We start from the raw sequence: 16244 nt of genomic DNA on the forward strand, positions 1-16244 counted from the left end.
GCTTATTCCTTGGCGGCGGCGTGGCCCAGCCGCTCGGCTTGTTGTGGCTGGCGGAACCAGTCGGTGAGAAAGTCCACCAGCGCGCGCACCTTGGCCGGTTGCGGCAGGCGTTGCGGGTAGATCAGGTAGAGGGGCTGCGCGGGCAGCTGGTAGTCGGGCAGCAAGCGTTGCAGGCGGCCACCGGCGACATCGGCGGCGACGAGATAGGCAGGGATGCGCAGCGCGCCGCTACCGCGCAGCGCCAGGTTGCGCAGCAGTTGGTAATCATTGGCGCGCAATGCCACCGGCCCGGCGGCGCTGTGCAGTATGCCACCACGTGATAGCGGCCACGGCAGGTCCTGGCGGAAGAAGCTGTTGGCAAGGCAGGGCCACGCAGTGAGGTCGGCCGGGTGTTGCGGTACGCCGAGATGGGCAACGAGTTCGGGGGCGGCCACCAGCCAGTCCTGCGCCATGGCGAGCGGCCTGGCGACCAGCCGCTCAGGCGGCGGCAGATGCGAGCGGATCGCGGCATCGAAGCCGTCCGCTTCCAGATCACGCACCTCGCGGCTGAGGTCGAGCTCGATCTGCAGTCCGGGGTGGCGCTCATGCAGCGCGGCCAGTGCATCGGCCATGAACACACCGCCGAAGCTCGTCGGCACCGTCAGCCGCACGGTGCCGGCCACCGCCCGTCCCAGCTCGGCGATCGCCTGGCGTGCGGCGCTGAGCCCGGCGCCCCAATCGCGGCAATGCGCGAGATAGAGCTGCCCCGCCTCGGTGAGCGACAGCTTGCGCGTGCTGCGATACAGCAGTTGTGTGCCGAGCAGCGCCTCCAGCTGCGCGACCTGCTTGCTGACCAGCGCCTTGGAGCAGGCAAGCGCAGCGGCGGCGGCGGTGAAGCTGCCGTGCTCGGCGACCGCGGCAAAGGCGATTGCCCACTGCATCTGTTGCCCGGCGCTCGAGATTGTTTCCATTTGGTTGACGATATGTTCGATTGTGGGCCGATTATCGCGCGGTGTGGCGAGGAATAACATGGTTTCCGTCAACAACAAGGAGCAGCACCATGCGTATCCTCATCATCGGTGCCCACGGCACACTGGGCCAGGCCATCACCCGCGAACTCAGCAATCATGAACTCGTCACCGCCGGCCGCAGCAATGGCGATCTGCGGGTCGACATCAAGGACGCGGACAGCGTGGCGCGGATGTACCGCGAGGCCGGGCCGCTCGACGCGGTGGTGATCGCGGCCGGTGGCGGCGTGATGGCACCGCTGGCCGAGTTCACCGTCGAGCAATACCGCGCCTCGTTCAACGACAAGCTGCTGGGCCAGGTGAACGTGGTGCTGGCGGGCCAGCATGTGCTGAATGACGGCGGCAGCTTCACGCTGACCAGCGGCATCCTGTCGCACGAGCCGATTCCACTCGGCAGTGCCATGACCATGGGCTCGGCCGCGATCGATGCCTTTGCCGTCGCCGCGGCCATCGAGCTGCCGCGTGGCCTGCGCATCAACGTGGTCAGCCCCGGCATGCTGGTGGAATCGCTGCCGGTCTACGGCGACTACCTGCGCGGCTTCGAGCCAGTGCCGGCCGCGCGCGCCGCATTGGCGTTCCGCCGCAGCGTGGAAGGGCGTGACACTGGCCGGGTCTACCGCGTGTATTGAGCGTCGGCGTCAGTCCGCAGTGATGTCCAGGGCCTGCGGATTGCGCCGGATCATGAAACGCTCCGGCGTCGGATAGGCCTCGAAGCCGAAGCGGCGATAGAGCGGCTGCGCATCGCCGGTGAGCAGATAACCATTGGCTACCCGTTCCAGCAACGGGTGCGCCAACAGTTGCTGCACCAGCTTGCTGGCAATGCCACGGCCGCGCCAGGCTTCATCGACGTAGATGTCGGCCAAGTAAAGAAAGCGCACCGTATCGCTGACCGCGCGGCCATACCCGACCTGTTCGCCACCGACGTAGGCGCTGATCACCACGGTCGAGGCTCGTGCGCCCTGCTCGACATGGCGCCGGCTGATGCCGGGCGACCAGTAGCTGCTGGCGAGCCAGCCTGTTATGCGCGGCCAGTCCATGCGATCAAGGTCGGTGGTGAATTGGATATCCATTGCGGTTCATGATCCTGGGCGGCATGAGAAATGGCATGCCCAATCCGTGCTTTGAAGGGACGGAAGCGGGCGCGGGCGATTCTATCGGGATTTGCCGGTCGTTTCCTGCGATGACTGCCGCCGCCATCAGCAAGGTGGTGGCCGGCGGAAGCGGGGATTGATCCCGAACAAAGTCCGGGGCGGGGCGGGCCTCTAAGCTCCCTGCAGTCCACCCGGGAGTGCGTGCCTTGTCTGCCCTGCCTTGCCCCAAGCTCGTGTGTCCGGCCGGCAGCCTGCCGGCGCTGCGTGCCGCCGTCGATGCCGGGGCCGACGCGGTCTACGTGGGTTTTCGCGACGCGACCAATGCGCGCAATTTTGCCGGGCTCAACCTTGCGGATGCACAACTGAGCGAGGGGCTGGCCTATGTGCGCCGCCACGGCCGCGAGCTCTTGGTGGCGATCAATACCTATGCCCAGGCCGGGCAGAGCCGGCAATGGCAGCGCGCGGTCGATGCCGCCGCCGAACTCGGCGCCGATGCCATCATCGTCGCCGACCTGGGCCTGCTCGACTACGCGCATCGCGTCCACCCGCAGCTGAGGCTGCACCTGTCGGTGCAAGGGTCGGCCACCAATCCGGCGGCGATCCGGCTGGCACATGAGTATTTCGGCATCCGCCGCGCAGTGCTGCCGCGGGTGCTGACACTGGCGCAGGTGCAGCAGGTGATCGCGCAGACCGAGGTGGAGATCGAGGTGTTCGGCTTCGGTAGCCTGTGCGTGATGGTCGAGGGGCGCTGCATCCTGTCGAGCTATGCCACCGGCGCTTCGCCCAACACTGCCGGCGTGTGCTCGCCCGCGAATGCAGTGCGCTGGCAGGAAAAGGGCGGTTGCACCGAGGCACGGCTTGCCGGTGTGCTGATCGATCGCTACGGCGCAGGCGAGGCAGCGGGCTATCCCACGCTGTGCAAGGGCCGCTTCGATGTGGCGGGCGATACCTATTATGCGCTGGAGGAGCCGACCAGCCTCAACACGCTGTCCATCCTGCCCGAGCTGATCCGTGCCGGCGTTGCGGCGATCAAGGTGGAGGGCCGGCAGCGCAGCCCCGCGTACGTGGCGGCGGTCACTGCCACGTTGCGCGCGGCGCTCGATGCCGCGGCGCGGCCGGGTTTCTCGGTGAGGCGGTCGTGGGATGCCGCGCTTGCCAGCGTTTCCGAAGGCCACCAGCAGACGCTGGGTGCCTACAGCCGGCCATGGCGGTGAACGATGCGTGCCTGCTCAGGCCTCGGCCAGCCTTGCCGTATCACCCCACACCGCATCGAGCCGCACATAGGTGGAGAATTCCCGCGGATCGACCGTCTCGCGGATGGTGTAGAGGTCGACCGAGGTATCGCGGCGCAGCACCAGCGACAACGGGGCGCCGCGCGGGCCGATCAGGCTGGCGACGATCGGGCAGTTGGCCTTGCTGCCGTGCTTGGCGACGACGCCGATCTCCCCATTGGCGAGCCGCACCATCAGCCCCGGCGGGTAGACGCCGAGTGTCTTGATGAAATGGCCGGCCAGCACCGGATCGATGCCCTTGCCGCGCTCGAGCAGGATGCCGCGCAGCGCCACGTTCGACGCCACCGCGGCGCGGTAGGCCCGCTGGGTGACGCGGGCACAGAAGAGGTCCGCCAATGCCAGCAACTGTCCGCCGCTGGTGATCGCAGGGCCGGTCAGCTTGGCCGGGTAACCGCTGCCGTCGAGATGCTCGTGGTGGTGCAGCACCGCATCCAGCCACAGCGGATCGTCCACACCGGCACGCCGCAGCAGCGCCACCGCATCGGCCGGGTGGCGCTCCAGCGCCTCGCGTTGCGTCGGCGACAACGGATCGGTCTGCTGCTGCAGCACTTCCTGCAGCGTGATCATGGTCAGGTTCATCGTCAGTGCGGCGCAGACCATCGAGCGCACCTGCTCGGGCGGCAGGCCCATGGAAATGGCCACCAGCCGCACCACGATGGCGACGTTGACCATGTGCCGCGTGGCATAGCGACCTTCCTGGCGCAACAACACCATGGCGATCGAGACGTCGGGGTCGCAACGGCTGCCGTTTTCCACCGCAGCCGCCAATTCGCCGACGGCAGCGGTGAGCGCCTTCTGCTCGACCAGGGGGGCGAGGTTGAGCGCCAGCTGGTCGAGCTTGCGTCGCACCAGGTCGAGCATGCACAGCACCGATGGTGGCCGCGCCGAGCCGATGGTGAGTCGATCAGGCTTCTTCGGCGCGCTGCGCGTGCGTTCCAGTGCGGCGGTTTCGGCAAACACGCCGATCTCCAGCAGCCGCTGCAGCTGCGCTTCGCCCATCACCTGTTGGCCGCGCGACAGCAACAGCAGGCCGCGCTCGTCGTAGACATCCCAGGGCAGCGACTGGCCGACCTGCACATCTGTGGGCCGGATACGCGAAAAATCCATCGTCTACCCTCCACGCACCATGCCTACCACCCTGGTAAGCACGTCGGAATAACAGTTTTTTCTTACATACTGGGCTTGTCGCGGGAAAAGTCAACATTTGCCGATAAAACAGCGAGATAAGGCGATGTGCATCGCCAGTTCCGCCTCTTTCACGCAACACGAATGGATACATGAAAGTATGAAACTGACACTGGGCCCATTGCTGTACTACTGGCCGCGCGCCACCACGCTCGCGTTCTACGAAGCCGTCGCCGGCTGGCCGGTGGACGTGGTTTATCTTGGCGAGGCGGTATGCGGGCGTCGGCACGAACTGCGTGCTGCCGACTGGCTGTCGCTGGCCGCGTTGATGCTGGAAGCGGGCAAGACGCCGGTGCTGGCGAGCCAGGCGCTGATCGAATCGGCCGGCGATCTCGCCGCGGCGCGGCGGCTGGTCGAGAGCGGCTGCCTCACCGAAGCGGGCGACCTGGGCGCGGTGCAACTGGCGCGCGAGGCCGGCGTTGCCTTCGTCGCCGGTTCGCAGCTCAACCTCTACAACGGCGCCACGCTGGACTGGATGGTGCGCGCCGGTGCCATTCGCTGGCTGCCACCACTGGAGCTCGGCGGCAGCGCCATCGCCGCGGTGCTGGCCGAAGCCACGCTGCCGATCGAGACGGAGGTGTTCGGCCATGGCCGGCTGCCGCTGGCGCATTCGGCACGCTGCTTCACCGCGCGGCATCACAGCCTCAACAAGGACAGCTGCGAGTTCGTCTGCCAGCAGCATCCGGATGGGCTGATGGTGCTGACGCAGGACGAACAACCATTCCTGCGGCTCAACGGCATCCAGACCCAGTCCGCCGCGTGCCATGCGCTATGGGATCACCTCGACGAGCTGGGCGAGCTGGGCGTGAGCCATCTGCGCATCAGCCCGCAGGCCAACCACACCGGCGACATCGTTGCCGCCTATGCCGCCCGGCTGCGCGGCGAGGCGGTCACGCCGGACTGGGCGCGCTGGAATCCCGAGGGCCTGGTCGATGGCTACTGGCGCGGCACTGCCGGCATCGCGGCGCCGCAGGGGCAGGCGGCATGAAGCCGCCGCTGTGGATGCGCGCTGCGGCGCTGCTGCCGGAAACGCCTCCCAGCCACGCCGCCGCGCTGGCGCTGAATCTGCTGCGCCATCGGCTGTGGCCGCATGAGCCGTTCGACTGGCTGGCGGGCCGCACGCTGCGCTTCGAGGTGGCTGGGCCCGATCGTGGCGTGACGCTGGGTTTTGACGGTAAACGCTTCATTGCAGGTCAAACGCCGGCCGATTGCCGCTTCATCGCCAGCCTGGCCGACTACCTGCACCTGGCGTGCGGCGACGAGGATCCGGATACGCTGTTTTTCCAGCGCCGCCTGCGTATCGAAGGTGATGTCGAGCTGGGCCTGCGGCTGAAGAACCTGCTCGACGCCACCGACTGGCAGGTGCTGCGGCCCGGCCTGCAGCCTTATCGCTCACGGCAATAAACAAGCAAGCGCAAGTTTCTTTCGGCCGCGCAGGCCTGCTGATAGATTGCCGTCAGTTCCCACACCCTAAGCAGGAGCGCACGATGAAGTTCGACACCCAGGCCATCCACGCCGGCTACAGCCCCGATCCGACTACTCGCGCGGTGGCGGTGCCGATCTACCAGACCGTGAGCTACGCCTTCGACGATACCCAGCATGGCGCGGACCTGTTCGATCTCAAGGTGGCGGGCAACATCTACACCCGCATCATGAACCCGACCAACGATGTGCTGGAAAAGCGCGTCGCCGCGCTGGAAGGCGGCATCGCCGGGCTGGCGCTGGCCTCTGGCCAGGCGGCGATCACCTACGCGATCCAGACCATCGCCGAGGCGGGCGACAACATCATCGCCACCTCCACGCTGTATGGCGGTACCTACAACCTGTTCGCGCACACGCTGCCGCAGTACGGCATCGAGGTGCGTTTCGTCGATTACCGCGATCCGGCAGCGATCTCGGCGCTGGTCGATGCGCGCACCAAGGCGGTGTTCGTCGAATCGATCGGCAACCCGCTTGGCAACGTGGTCGATTTCGGCGCCTTCGCCGAGGTGGCGCACCGCAACGGCCTGCCGCTGATCGTCGACAACACCGTGCCGTCCCCCTACCTGACCCGGCCGATCGAGCACGGCGCCGACATCGTCGTGCATTCGCTGACCAAGTACATCGGCGGCCACGGCAACAGCGTGGCCGGCATCATCGTCGACTCGGGCAAGTTCCCGTGGGCCGAGCACAAGGCGCGCTTCAAGCGGCTGAACGAGCCGGACGTGAGCTACCACGGCGTGGTCTACACCGAGGCGCTCGGCCCGGCGGCCTTCATCGGCCGCGCTCGCGTGGTGCCGCTGCGCAACACCGGTGCTGCGCTGTCGCCGTTCAACGCCTTTTTGATCCTGCAGGGGCTGGAAACGCTGGCGCTGCGCATGGAGCGGCACAGCGAGAACGCGCTGAAGGTGGCCGAATTCCTGCAAGGACACCGCGCGGTGGAATGGGTGAACTACGCTGGCTTGCCAGGCCATGAATCGCGGCCGCTGATCGACAAGTATTTCGGCGGCAAGGCTTCGGGCCTGTTGACCTTTGGCGTGAAGGGCGGTCGCGAAGCGGGCGCACGCTTCCAGGATGCACTGCAGCTGGTGACGCGGCTGGTGAACATCGGCGACGCCAAGAGCCTGGCTTGCCATCCGGCCAGCACCACGCATCGCCAGCTCTCGCCCGATGAGCTGAAGAAGGCAGGCGTGACCGAGGAGACGGTGCGGCTGTCGATCGGGATCGAGCACATCGATGACATCCTCGCCGATCTGGAACAGGCGCTCGCCGCCGCTGCCTGACGCCGGGGCCGGGGCGCGGCCCCGGTTGTCATCGCAGAGCGGCTGGCAACATCCGGCGCAGCGGTTCTGGCTGACGCGCGAACCGTCCTGAAAGGCGATGAGCCGGACTACCTGCGGTTGCAGACAGTGCAAGGCGTACGGCTTGCGAGCGCGACGCAGCTTGAGGGGTTTGTCGGCCGCGCTCAGTCCGGCACGCCGTAGGCGGTGAGGATGTAGTCGTACCGGGTCGGGTCCAGCTGTTCGGCCACGTAGGGCTGCAGCTTGGCGACGCGCTCAGCGTCCAGCATGTAGGACAGCTTCATGTCCGGGTCCGGCTTGTCCTGCTCGTGGGCAAACAGCGACAACAGGAACACCGGGGAAATCGTCTCGGCGACGGGCAGATGGGCGAGGAAGGCGCCTTCCATGCCTTTTTCCCAGACTTCGATGGCGCGGACGATCTTCATGGCGTGTTTCCAGTGGGGAACATAAAGGGCTGACAGCGCCGATTATACCGCCAGCACCGTCACGGCCATTGCCACTGCCGCCAGCGCCAGCAGCGCGGATTCAGTCAGCTCGATGCCGGCGCCCAGGCAGTCGCCCGATACGCCCCCGAGCCGCCAGCGCAGCCACCACCGATAGGCCCAGACCAGCAGTGGCGCCGCCAGCAGCCACGGCGCCAGCCACGCCGACAGTGCGGACAGCACCAGCCACCACAGCCATGGCGCGTACCGGGAATGCGCCCAGGCGAAGCGCTCGGCCATGCCGGGCGCCAGCGGCGGCAGGGTCTGCCAGGCGTAGACGCCCCAGCGTGCCCATGCCGGCACGAGCAGCAGTATCGGCCAGGCGCCGGCACGGGCCAGCAGCATGGCCAGCACCAGCTTGGTGGCGCACTGCGCGATCAGCGCCAGCACGCCGAAGCTGCCCAGGTGGGGGTCTTTCATCACCGCCAGCAGCCGTTCCGGGCTGCGGTGCGCAGCCCCCAGCGCATCGGCCAGATCGGCAAGGCCGTCGAGGTGCAGGCCGCCGGTGATTCCCATCCAGCCCAGCAACACTGCGAGCGCTGCCAGCCACGGATCGAGCGACAGGCCCGCCCAGGCAAGGCCCGCCAGCAGCGCGCCGATGATCAGGCCCACCAACGGAAACCAGCGGCTCGAACGGGCCAGCAGCGCCTCGCTGAAATCGCGGACTTGCGGGGTGGGCAGGCGGGTGAGGAACTGGACGGCGAGGACGAATTCGCTGGCCGCGCTCATGGCAGCTCGCGGCTGATCGGGGAGTTGTCGATGCCGAGCAGGATGGGCGGATAGCCGTCGTCGCACCACAGGCTGACGGCCGCCGCATAGTCGAGCCACAGCTGCGACTGGCGTCGGCTGTGCAGCCCCAGCCAATCGCTGAGCAGCGCGCGCAAGGTGCCGCCATGGGCGATCAGCACGCGGTGGCTGCCCTCGCTGCTGGCCAGCCAGTGTTCGGTGGTGTCGAGCACGCGGCGCTGGAATGCTCGCCAGGTCTCGCCGCCGGGCAGCGTGTGGCGTTCCGGCTCGCGTTGCCAGTCGGTCAGCGCGGCCAGTTCGTCGATATCGAGCTCGGTGCGCACCCGGCCATCCAGCGTGCCGAAATGACATTCGCGCCAGCCGGCGTCAAGGCGCAGCGGCAGGCCCAGCGTCTGTGCCCGCTCGCGGGCGAAGGCGGCGCAGCGCAGCAGGTCCGAGGCGCCGACCGCGGTGACGGCGTGGCGCTCGATCTGGCGCCAGCGCGTGCGCAGCTGGTGCCAGCCCTCGCCGGTCAGCGCCGGATCGGTGTGGCCCAGCAGGCGCTCGGCGCTGCCCTCGGCCTCGCCGTGGCGCAGCAGGGTGAGGCGGAACGCGCTCACGCGGCGGCCCCCGCGACACCGGCCTGGGCAAAGGTCGCCATGTCGCGATGCAGCGTCAGCGCGGCCTGGACAAGGGGCAGCGCCAGCGCGGCGCCCGAAGCCTCGCCCAGGCGCAAGTCCAGCTCCAGCAACGGGGTGAGCCCGAGCGCGGCCAGTGCATGGCGATGGCCTTGCTCGGCCGAACGGTGGCTGGCCAATAGCCAGTGCCCGATCTCGGGCTGGTGCCGCACTGCGACCAGCGCTGCTGCCGTGGTGATGAAGCCGTCGAGCAGCACCGGCACGCCGGCTTGCGCCGCAGCGCTGTAGAAGCCAGCGAGCGCGGCAATCTCCAGCCCGCCCACTTCGCGCAGCCAGTCCATCGCGCTGGCGGCGCCGCCGACGCGGCGCAGTGCTGCTTCGACCACGGCGCGCTTGTGTGCATGGCGGGCGTCGTCAATGCCGGTGCCGCGGCCGACGATGGCCGCCGGATCGGCGTCGGCGAGCGCGCAGACCAGCGCTGCTGCCGCCGTGGTGTTGGCAATGCCCATCTCGCCGCCGATCAGCAGCGTATGGTCGGCTGCGATCAGTGCCTGTGCCACCTCGGCGCCAGCCTGCCAGGCAGCAGCACATTCGGCCTCGCTCATTGCGGCCTCATGCAACAGGTTGCGGCTGCCGGGGCGTACCGGCCGCGAAATCAGCCGCGCCGCGGCGCCTTCGGGCACCGGCACCGGGTGGGCCACGCCGACGTCGACCACCTGCAGGCTGGCGCCATGCTCGCGCGCTAGCACCGAGATCGCCGCGCCGCCGGTGACGAAGTTGGCGACCATCTGGCCGGTGACGGCCATCGGAAAGGCCGATACGCCCTCGACGGCCACACCATGGTCGGCGGCGAATACGGCGATGGCGGGCACCAATCGCGGCGGGCGCTCAGTGCCGCTGCGGTCGGCGAACCATACGGCAAGGTCTTCGAGCCGGCCGAGGCTGCCGGGGGGCTTGGTCAGTTGCGACTGGTGCGCGCGGGCGGCAAGGCCGGCGGCAGTAAGGATAGGCATGGGGACACAGCAGAAGGGATACAACGATGGATGCAGGCTAGCCTGCCGTTCGCGGACGGCGCAAGCGCAGGCTGCATGCGCAGATGGCGCGCGGTGCCCTGCCGGACGAGCGGCGGCAGTTGTAAGCTGATAGAATCGCGCCCTGCGTCGAGGTGTCGTGCCGGCCCAGCGGGCCGCGCACGGTGAAACGGGAACCAGGTGCAAGACCTGGGCTGCCCCCGCAACGGTAAAGCCGCAACAACGGATGTCCCCCGGTCTGACCAGACCAGCCACTGCGCCACGGCGCGGGAAGGCGGACATCCCGAGCGGCAAGCCCGGAGACCGGCCTCACGTTGTCGTTGCGCATGGCCCGGGGTGTGGCTGCTGCTGCCGTCGTGGCCTTGCCGCGACGCGGGGTTGCTCGTCCGGGTGCTGCGCGTGTTCCAGCCAGCCGTGCTCGCGTGGGGCGAGCACGAGGAGTCCCCAATGTTTCCGCATGCCCTGCGGCCCCTGCCGCTTGCCCTCGCCCTGATCGCCACCACTGCCGGTGCCGATACCACGCTCGACCCGGTGATCGTCACCGCCACCCGTATCGAATCACCGCGCTCGTCGCTGTCCAGCGATACCACCGTGCTGACCAGTGAAGATCTCGCCCGTAGCGGCGCCACCAGCGTCGGCGAAGCGCTGTCGCGTGTCGGCGGCGTCGAATTCGCCCGCACCGGCGGCCTGGGCCAGCCGGCCAGCCTCTATCTGCGCGGCGCCAATGGCAACCACACGCTGGTGCTGGTCGATGGCCAGCGGTTGGCGCCTGGTGCCGACGGCGCCTCGTCGTTCGATACCGTGCCGCTGGCGCTGATCGATCGCATTGAGATCGTGCGCGGCTCGGCATCCGGCCTCTATGGCGCCGATGCCGTTGGCGGTGTGGTGCAGATCTTCACCAAGACCGGCAACGGTGCGCCGGCAGGCAGCGCCAGCATCGACATCGGCAGCTTCGATACCGTGGGCGGCAGCGCCAGCTACGGCGGCGCGATCGGCAACACCCGCTTCAACGTCGGCGCCGATGCCCGCAACAGCCACGGTTACAACCTCACCAAGCCCGCCAGCAGCATGTACGAGGCGGACAAGGATGCCTGGCGCCAGCGCAGTGCCAACTTCAGCCTGGCGCACGACCTCACCGCGAACAACGAGATCGGCATCCGCGGCATGACCATCGATACCGACGCGGCCTACGACGGCGGCGCGTTCGATGACCAGCCGTGGTCCAAGCGCGAACAGACCAGCCTCGCGCTGTTCAGCAACAACCGCTTCACCGACAGCTGGCAAAGCGATCTGCTGCTGGGCCAGGGCCGCGACCGGTACGAGACCACCGGCAACTACCCGTCCAAAACCAAGCTCAAGCAGACCCAGGCGCAATGGACCAATACGCTGGCGAGCGCCGCCGGCCAGTGGCTGCTGGGCCTGGAATACCTCGAGGAGAAGCTCGCCAGCGATACCATGTACGACCAGACCCGCCGCGACAACAAGGCGGCACTGGTGGGCTGGCAGCAGGACTTCGGCACGCACCATCTGCAGGCCAACGCGCGCATCGACGACAACAGCCAGTTCGGTGACAAGACCACTGGCGGCATCGGCTACGCCTGGCGCTTCACCCCGGGCTGGCAGCTGTTCGCCAATGCCGGTACCAGCTTTCATGCGCCGTCCTTCGTCGATCTGTACTACCCGAGCTGGCCGGGCATGCCGCCCGCCGCCAATCCGGATCTCAAGCCCGAGCAGGGCCGCTCGATCGATGGCGGCCTGCGCTGGCAAGGCGCCGGTTGGACCGCCGATGCCACCGCGTTCTACAACCGCGTGCGCGACCTGATCGTGCTCGATGCCAACTACACGCCGCAGAACGTCGCCGAGGCCCGTATGCGCGGCCTGACGCTGAACACCGCCGGGCGTCTGGGCAGTCTGGAGCTGGCGGCCAGTGCCACCTGGCAGAACGCCGAAGACGAGGCCACTGGCACCATGCTGCCGCGCCGCGCCAAGACCTACGGCAACATGAGCCTGGCGCAGGACATCGGCGACTGGCGCTGGAGCGCGGCGCTCGCTGCATCCGGCAAGCGCTACGACCGGCGCGACGAAGTGGGCGAGATGGGTGGCTATGCCGTGCTCGATCTGGGCGTCGACTACCGCATCGCCAAGGCGTGGCGCGCCAGCCTGCGGTTGAACAATGCCTTCGACCGCGACTACGAGTATGCCGCCAACTACAACACCGCCGGCCGCAACTGGCTACTGAAGCTGGCCTACGACGCCCGCTGATCCGGCACACGGGGCGCCGCGCTACACTGCGGCGTCCCGTCCCTGCTGGCCCATTCATGCCCCACCTGATCACCGGCGGTGCCCGCTCGGGCAAGAGCCGCCATGCCGAAACGCTGGCCCTGGCACACGCCGGGCCGGTGGTCTACGTCGCGACTGCTGCGCTGCCGACGGGCGATGCCGAGTTCGCTGCGCGCATTGCCCATCATCGTGCCCGGCGGCCTGCGCACTGGGCGCTGGTCGAGAGCGATGCCGCGCTCGGCGCCTGCCTCAAGGCGCAGGCCGGTCGCGACACCTTGTTGCTGGTCGATTGCCTGACGCTGTGGCTGGCGCGCTTCTGCGCCGCCGAATGCATCGACGAGGCGGGATTTGCACACGAACGCGCCGCCTTGCTGCAGGCGCTGGCCACGTTGCCGGGGCCGGCGCTGCTGGTGACCAACGAGATCGGCTGGGGTGTGGTGCCCATGGGCAGCGTGACGCGCTGGTTTGTCGACGAGCTGGGCCGGCTCAACCAGGATGTGGCGGCCTGCTGTGAGCGGGTGACGCTGGTGGCGTGCGGGCTACCGCTGGTGCTGAAAGGCTGATCAGCCGCCGAGCAGTACGTCGGTCTCGTCGTCGCGCCGCGCCTTGGCCCGGCGCAGCGAGCCGTCGGCCGCCAGCAGCAGGTCTTCCGCGTCCTCGACATCGCTGACGAGTTCGGCCACGCCGATGCTGGCGCCGACCGGAAAGCTGCGGCCGTCCTCCAGTTGCACGCTGCTCGTTGCCACCTGCTGGCGGATGCGCTCCAGCACCTTGCGGGCACCGACCAGCTTGGTATCGGGTAGCAGGATGGCAATCTCCTGGCTGGAAAACCGGCCGCAGACATCGAAATCACGCACGTGGGCACGGCAGACTTCGGCCACATGGCGCAGCGCCAGATCGCCGCCGTGATGCCCGTACTGCGCATTGATGTGCCGCATGTCGTCGACTTCGACCAGCAGTACCGACAAGGCGTGGCCGGCACGCTGGCTACGGTTTACCTCGTGCTCGGCGCGGGCGAGAAAACCCGCCCGGGTGGCAAGGCCGGTGAGCACGTCCACGCCCAGGCGGCGCTCGATGCCGGCGCGCAGCAGGCGCCGGGCGCGGCGCTGCCGATACCAGGCGACGACGGCGAGGAGGGCAATCAGCCAGCCGATGACGGCCAGCCAGAGGGCGAAGTGCAGCGGTTCAGCCATGACGGAGATTCACGATGCTCACGGTAGCAGTCTAGTTGCGGTGTGAACTGTGTGCTCACTGTCTGTTTGCTTTCAATTAAATCAAGTGTTTGAAACTGGCCAAGGAAACGCATGCCGCATGGTGCCAACCCGGCATAGAATGCCGGCTATGCAAAAAACCGCGTTCCGCCCAACCGTGGCGGCTGCTTCCGCCGCGCCATGACCGTTTCCGCCACCACGCCGCTGCGCGTGTGCCTGCTGCGGCTGTCGGCGCTGGGCGATGTCGTGCTGACCTTGCCGCTGGTGCAGGCGCTGCTGGAGGCCGGTATCCGACCGACCTGGCTGATCGAGCGCCGCTGGCTGCCGGCCGCCGCGCACCTGGCGGACCGGGTCGAGCTCTACCCGGTTGACGGGCCGCGCAGCATGGCCGAGTACCGCCGCATTCGCCGCGACTTCGCCGAGCGCGAGTACGACGTGCTGCTGGCGGCACAGGCCAAGCTGCGCGTGAACGTGCTTTATCCGTTGATCCGTGCCCGCCGCAAGATCGGCTTCGACAGCCGCCGTGCCCGCGAAGGGCAGTGGCTGTTCGTGAATGAGCATATCCCTTACGCCGACCAGCACCTTGCCGATGGCATGCTGGCGTTCGGCCGCATGCTCGGCGTCGATGGCCCCAAGGGCGCCTGGACGCCACCGTTGTCCGACGAGGCGGTGGCCTGGCGCGAGGTGCTGAGCGGCGGCCAGCCCTATCTGTTGCTCAACCCCACTGCCAGCAAGGCCGAGCGCGACTGGCCGTTGGCGCGGCAGGTCGAGTTTGCCCAACGCCTCATCGAAACCGGCTGGCAGGGCCGATTGGTCGTCAGCGGTGGCGCCAGCGCGCGCGAGCGCGATTGGGCGGCGGCGATCGCGGCGGCGCATCCGCACGGGGTATCCGTGGCCGGGCAGACCGATCTGCCCAAGTTGTTTGCGCTGTGCGCCGGCGCCAAGGCGCTGGTATCGCCGGATAGCGCGCCGGTGCATCTGGCCGCGGCCTACGGCGTACCGGTGGTGGGACTCTATGCGGTGGCGCGCAGCGCGCTGTCCGGGCCGTGGCGCGCAGGGCAGTACTGCGTCGACCGCTATGCCAAGGCGGTGCGCACGCTGCTGAAGGCCGATCCGCACAGCGTGGATTGGCATCGCCGGGTGCACCATCCCGAGGCGATGGCGCTGATCAACGTCGACGACGTGCTGGCCCAGGTGCAGTACGCGCTGACCGATACCGGGGGCATCCGGTGATCGCGCGGCTGCTCTACACGCTGTTCCTGTACTTGGTCACCCCGCTGGCCATGCTCTATCTGCTGTACCGCAGCCGGCGCCAGCCGGCATATCGCCGGCACTGGCGTGAACGCTGGGCGCGCTATGGTCAGCCGCGGCCGTCGGGCCCGCGCCTGATCTGGCTGCATGCGGTGTCGGTAGGCGAAACCCGCGCTGCGGCACCGCTGGTGCAGGCCTTGCAGGCCCGTTACCCGAACCACCGCATCCTGCTCAGCTGCATGACGCCGACGGGTCGTGCCACGGCCGAGGAATTGTTCGGCGATCGCGTGGACATCGCCTACCTGCCCTACGACTATCCGGGCGCGGTGCGGCGTTTTCTCGACCACTACCGACCGGTGCTGGGTGCGGTACTGGAAACCGAGGTCTGGCCCAATCTGATCTACGCCTGTCGCCGGCGTGATGTGCCGCTGTACCTGGTGAATGCACGGTTGTCGGACAAATCGTTCCGCGGCTATGCGCGCTTGCGCTCGCTGGTCGGCCCCGCGTTCGCCCAGTTTGCCGGCGTGCTGGCGCAAAGCCAGGACGACGCCGATCGCTTGGCACGACTGGGGGCGCGCGACATCGGCGTGATGGGCAACCTGAAGTTCGACAACCTGCCGCCGCAGGATGCGGTGGCGCGCGGCTATCGCTGGCACCAACAGCTGGGTGAGCGGCCGGTGCTGCTGTTCGCCTCCAGCCGCGATGGCGAGGAGGCATTGCTGCTCGATGCGCTCGCCGGCAAGACCTTGCCCGAGCAATTGCTGACGGTGATCGTACCGCGCCATCCGCAGCGCTTCGATGAGGTTGCGGCGCTGCTCGATGCGCGTGGTGTCCGCTACGTGCGCCGCAGCAGTTGGGACGAGCAGGTGCTACCCGCTGAGGTGACGGTGCTGCTTGGCGACAGCATGGGCGAGATGGCAGCGTGGTACGCGCTGGCGGACGTGGCTATCATGGGCGGCTCGCTGCTCGACTATGGCTGCCAGAACCTGATCGAACCGGCGGCGCTTGGCACGCCGGTGCTGATCGGCCCGTCGACCTTTAATTTCGCCGATGTGGCGCGTGCCGCGCTGGCGGCCGGTGCTGCCTGGCAGGGCAAAAGCGCCGATGCTGTCGCCAGTCGTGCGCTGCGGCTGTTGCGCGATGGGGCCGTGCGTGGGCGGATGCGCGCTGCCGGCCTGGCTTTTGCCAGCGCGCATCGCGGCGCCACCGAGCGGGCGCTGTCCTACCTGGAAACCCGGCTGGCGCCACCACCGCGTTGATCGCCGTGACA

Annotated in this window: 17 protein-coding genes and 1 riboswitch; of the genes, 9 read left to right on the plus strand and 8 right to left on the minus strand. The window is 68.2% G+C overall.

Features of this window, described 5'->3' with window-relative positions; all coding sequences use genetic code 11:
* Positions 1-2: 2 nt before the first annotated feature.
* Positions 3-950 carry a LysR family transcriptional regulator gene (locus FLM21_RS02545; RefSeq protein ID WP_148714059.1) on the minus strand — a complete coding sequence of 316 codons (948 nt, stop codon included), beginning with the start codon at positions 948-950 and terminating at the stop codon, positions 3-5.
* A gap of 89 nt (positions 951-1039) precedes the next feature.
* Here FLM21_RS02545 and FLM21_RS02550 point away from each other — a divergent pair, with 89 nt between their 5' ends.
* A complete protein-coding gene (locus tag FLM21_RS02550; protein WP_148714060.1) occupies positions 1040-1636 on the plus strand; it encodes a short chain dehydrogenase in 597 nt (198 codons plus the stop codon).
* A gap of 9 nt (positions 1637-1645) precedes the next feature.
* Here FLM21_RS02550 and FLM21_RS02555 read toward each other — a convergent pair whose 3' ends face one another.
* The gene (locus FLM21_RS02555) at positions 1646-2077 is read right to left on the minus strand and encodes a GNAT family N-acetyltransferase (RefSeq protein WP_148714061.1); all 432 of its coding nucleotides are present in this window, start codon (positions 2075-2077) and stop codon (positions 1646-1648) included.
* A gap of 236 nt (positions 2078-2313) precedes the next feature.
* Between FLM21_RS02555 and ubiU the strand changes: the two genes are divergently transcribed.
* Entirely contained in the window at positions 2314-3312 is a 999-nt protein-coding gene (gene ubiU / locus FLM21_RS02560) for a ubiquinone anaerobic biosynthesis protein UbiU (protein ID WP_148717425.1), read from the plus strand.
* A gap of 15 nt (positions 3313-3327) precedes the next feature.
* Here the strand turns inward: ubiU and FLM21_RS02565 are convergent, their stop codons facing one another.
* The gene (locus tag FLM21_RS02565) at positions 3328-4497 is read right to left on the minus strand and encodes an HD-GYP domain-containing protein (protein WP_148714062.1); all 1170 of its coding nucleotides are present in this window, start codon (positions 4495-4497) and stop codon (positions 3328-3330) included.
* Positions 4498-4675: 178 nt separating this feature from the next.
* On the opposite strand from FLM21_RS02565, the gene FLM21_RS02570 reads away from it, so the two are divergent.
* The 3 genes from FLM21_RS02570 to FLM21_RS02580 all read left to right on the plus strand — a co-directional run bounded on the left by FLM21_RS02570 (position 4676) and on the right by FLM21_RS02580 (position 7337).
* Positions 4676-5563 carry a U32 family peptidase gene (locus FLM21_RS02570; RefSeq protein WP_148714063.1) on the plus strand — a complete coding sequence of 296 codons (888 nt, stop codon included), beginning with the start codon at positions 4676-4678 and terminating at the stop codon, positions 5561-5563.
* Positions 5560-5979: a ubiquinone anaerobic biosynthesis accessory factor UbiT gene (gene ubiT / locus FLM21_RS02575; RefSeq protein ID WP_148714064.1), complete on the plus strand. Its 420-nt coding sequence runs from the start codon at positions 5560-5562 to the stop codon at positions 5977-5979. Before FLM21_RS02570 ends, ubiT begins: the two co-directional genes overlap by 4 nt.
* Positions 5980-6062: 83 nt before the next feature.
* Complete coding sequence (locus FLM21_RS02580; RefSeq protein WP_148714065.1) at positions 6063-7337, plus strand: O-acetylhomoserine aminocarboxypropyltransferase/cysteine synthase family protein; 1275 nt, start codon at positions 6063-6065, stop codon at positions 7335-7337.
* 182 nt (positions 7338-7519) lie between these two features.
* Here FLM21_RS02580 and FLM21_RS02585 read toward each other — a convergent pair whose 3' ends face one another.
* The 4 genes from FLM21_RS02585 to cobT are packed head-to-tail and all read right to left on the minus strand — an operon-like array spanning position 7520 to position 10214.
* Positions 7520-7780 carry a hypothetical protein gene (locus FLM21_RS02585; protein WP_148714066.1) on the minus strand — a complete coding sequence of 87 codons (261 nt, stop codon included), beginning with the start codon at positions 7778-7780 and terminating at the stop codon, positions 7520-7522.
* Positions 7781-7822: 42 nt separating this feature from the next.
* Entirely contained in the window at positions 7823-8566 is a 744-nt protein-coding gene (cobS, locus tag FLM21_RS02590) for an adenosylcobinamide-GDP ribazoletransferase (RefSeq protein ID WP_148714067.1), read from the minus strand.
* A complete protein-coding gene (locus FLM21_RS02595; protein ID WP_148714068.1) occupies positions 8563-9183 on the minus strand; it encodes a histidine phosphatase family protein in 621 nt (206 codons plus the stop codon). Before FLM21_RS02595 ends, cobS begins: the two co-directional genes overlap by 4 nt.
* On the minus strand, positions 9180-10214 hold the full coding sequence (cobT, locus tag FLM21_RS02600) for a nicotinate-nucleotide--dimethylbenzimidazole phosphoribosyltransferase (protein WP_148714069.1): 1035 nt from the start codon (positions 10212-10214) through the stop codon (positions 9180-9182). The genes FLM21_RS02595 and cobT overlap by 4 nt, the downstream gene beginning before the upstream one ends.
* A 132-nt stretch (positions 10215-10346) precedes the next feature.
* A riboswitch (cobalamin riboswitch) is annotated at positions 10347-10558 on the plus strand.
* A 121-nt stretch (positions 10559-10679) separates the two neighbouring features.
* On the opposite strand from cobT, the gene FLM21_RS02605 reads away from it, so the two are divergent.
* Together FLM21_RS02605 and cobU are read left to right on the plus strand one after the other, a co-directional pair.
* On the plus strand, positions 10680-12494 hold the full coding sequence (locus FLM21_RS02605; protein WP_148714070.1) for a TonB-dependent receptor domain-containing protein: 1815 nt from the start codon (positions 10680-10682) through the stop codon (positions 12492-12494).
* Between the two features lie 56 nt (positions 12495-12550).
* Positions 12551-13075, plus strand: a complete 525-nt coding sequence (gene cobU / locus FLM21_RS02610; RefSeq protein ID WP_148714071.1) for a bifunctional adenosylcobinamide kinase/adenosylcobinamide-phosphate guanylyltransferase — start codon at positions 12551-12553, stop codon at positions 13073-13075.
* Here the strand turns inward: cobU and FLM21_RS02615 are convergent, their stop codons facing one another.
* On the minus strand, positions 13076-13705 hold the full coding sequence (locus FLM21_RS02615) for a GGDEF domain-containing protein (RefSeq protein ID WP_148714072.1): 630 nt from the start codon (positions 13703-13705) through the stop codon (positions 13076-13078).
* Between the two features lie 198 nt (positions 13706-13903).
* On the opposite strand from FLM21_RS02615, the gene FLM21_RS02620 reads away from it, so the two are divergent.
* Together FLM21_RS02620 and waaA are read left to right on the plus strand one after the other, a co-directional pair.
* Positions 13904-14956 carry a glycosyltransferase family 9 protein gene (locus FLM21_RS02620; RefSeq protein ID WP_148714073.1) on the plus strand — a complete coding sequence of 351 codons (1053 nt, stop codon included), beginning with the start codon at positions 13904-13906 and terminating at the stop codon, positions 14954-14956.
* The gene (gene waaA / locus FLM21_RS02625; protein ID WP_148714074.1) at positions 14953-16233 is read left to right on the plus strand and encodes a lipid IV(A) 3-deoxy-D-manno-octulosonic acid transferase; all 1281 of its coding nucleotides are present in this window, start codon (positions 14953-14955) and stop codon (positions 16231-16233) included. The genes FLM21_RS02620 and waaA overlap by 4 nt, the downstream gene beginning before the upstream one ends.
* Positions 16234-16244 lie beyond the last annotated feature (11 nt).

Origin of the sequence: Chitinolyticbacter meiyuanensis (assembly GCF_008033135.1) — a bacterium.
Lineage (GTDB): Bacteria > Pseudomonadota > Gammaproteobacteria > Burkholderiales > Chitinibacteraceae > Chitinolyticbacter > Chitinolyticbacter meiyuanensis.

What these genes read in the sequence shown, in the direction of transcription:
- FLM21_RS02615 (WP_148714072.1), bottom strand. Translation starts at nt 13,705, where the DNA reads ATGGCTGAACCGCTGCACTTCGCCCTCTGGCTGGCCGTCATCGGCTGG.
- FLM21_RS02580 (WP_148714065.1), top strand. Translation starts at nt 6,063, where the DNA reads ATGAAGTTCGACACCCAGGCCATCCACGCCGGCTACAGCCCCGATCCG.
- FLM21_RS02620 (WP_148714073.1), top strand. Translation starts at nt 13,904, where the DNA reads ATGACCGTTTCCGCCACCACGCCGCTGCGCGTGTGCCTGCTGCGGCTG.
- ubiT (WP_148714064.1), top strand. Translation starts at nt 5,560, where the DNA reads ATGAAGCCGCCGCTGTGGATGCGCGCTGCGGCGCTGCTGCCGGAAACG.
- FLM21_RS02555 (WP_148714061.1), bottom strand. Translation starts at nt 2,077, where the DNA reads ATGGATATCCAATTCACCACCGACCTTGATCGCATGGACTGGCCGCGC.
- FLM21_RS02565 (WP_148714062.1), bottom strand. Translation starts at nt 4,497, where the DNA reads ATGGATTTTTCGCGTATCCGGCCCACAGATGTGCAGGTCGGCCAGTCG.
- FLM21_RS02550 (WP_148714060.1), top strand. Translation starts at nt 1,040, where the DNA reads ATGCGTATCCTCATCATCGGTGCCCACGGCACACTGGGCCAGGCCATC.
- FLM21_RS02570 (WP_148714063.1), top strand. Translation starts at nt 4,676, where the DNA reads ATGAAACTGACACTGGGCCCATTGCTGTACTACTGGCCGCGCGCCACC.
- FLM21_RS02585 (WP_148714066.1), bottom strand. Translation starts at nt 7,780, where the DNA reads ATGAAGATCGTCCGCGCCATCGAAGTCTGGGAAAAAGGCATGGAAGGC.
- FLM21_RS02545 (WP_148714059.1), bottom strand. Translation starts at nt 950, where the DNA reads ATGGAAACAATCTCGAGCGCCGGGCAACAGATGCAGTGGGCAATCGCC.
- cobS (WP_148714067.1), bottom strand. Translation starts at nt 8,566, where the DNA reads ATGAGCGCGGCCAGCGAATTCGTCCTCGCCGTCCAGTTCCTCACCCGC.
- FLM21_RS02605 (WP_148714070.1), top strand. Translation starts at nt 10,680, where the DNA reads ATGTTTCCGCATGCCCTGCGGCCCCTGCCGCTTGCCCTCGCCCTGATC.
- cobT (WP_148714069.1), bottom strand. Translation starts at nt 10,214, where the DNA reads ATGCCTATCCTTACTGCCGCCGGCCTTGCCGCCCGCGCGCACCAGTCG.
- cobU (WP_148714071.1), top strand. Translation starts at nt 12,551, where the DNA reads ATGCCCCACCTGATCACCGGCGGTGCCCGCTCGGGCAAGAGCCGCCAT.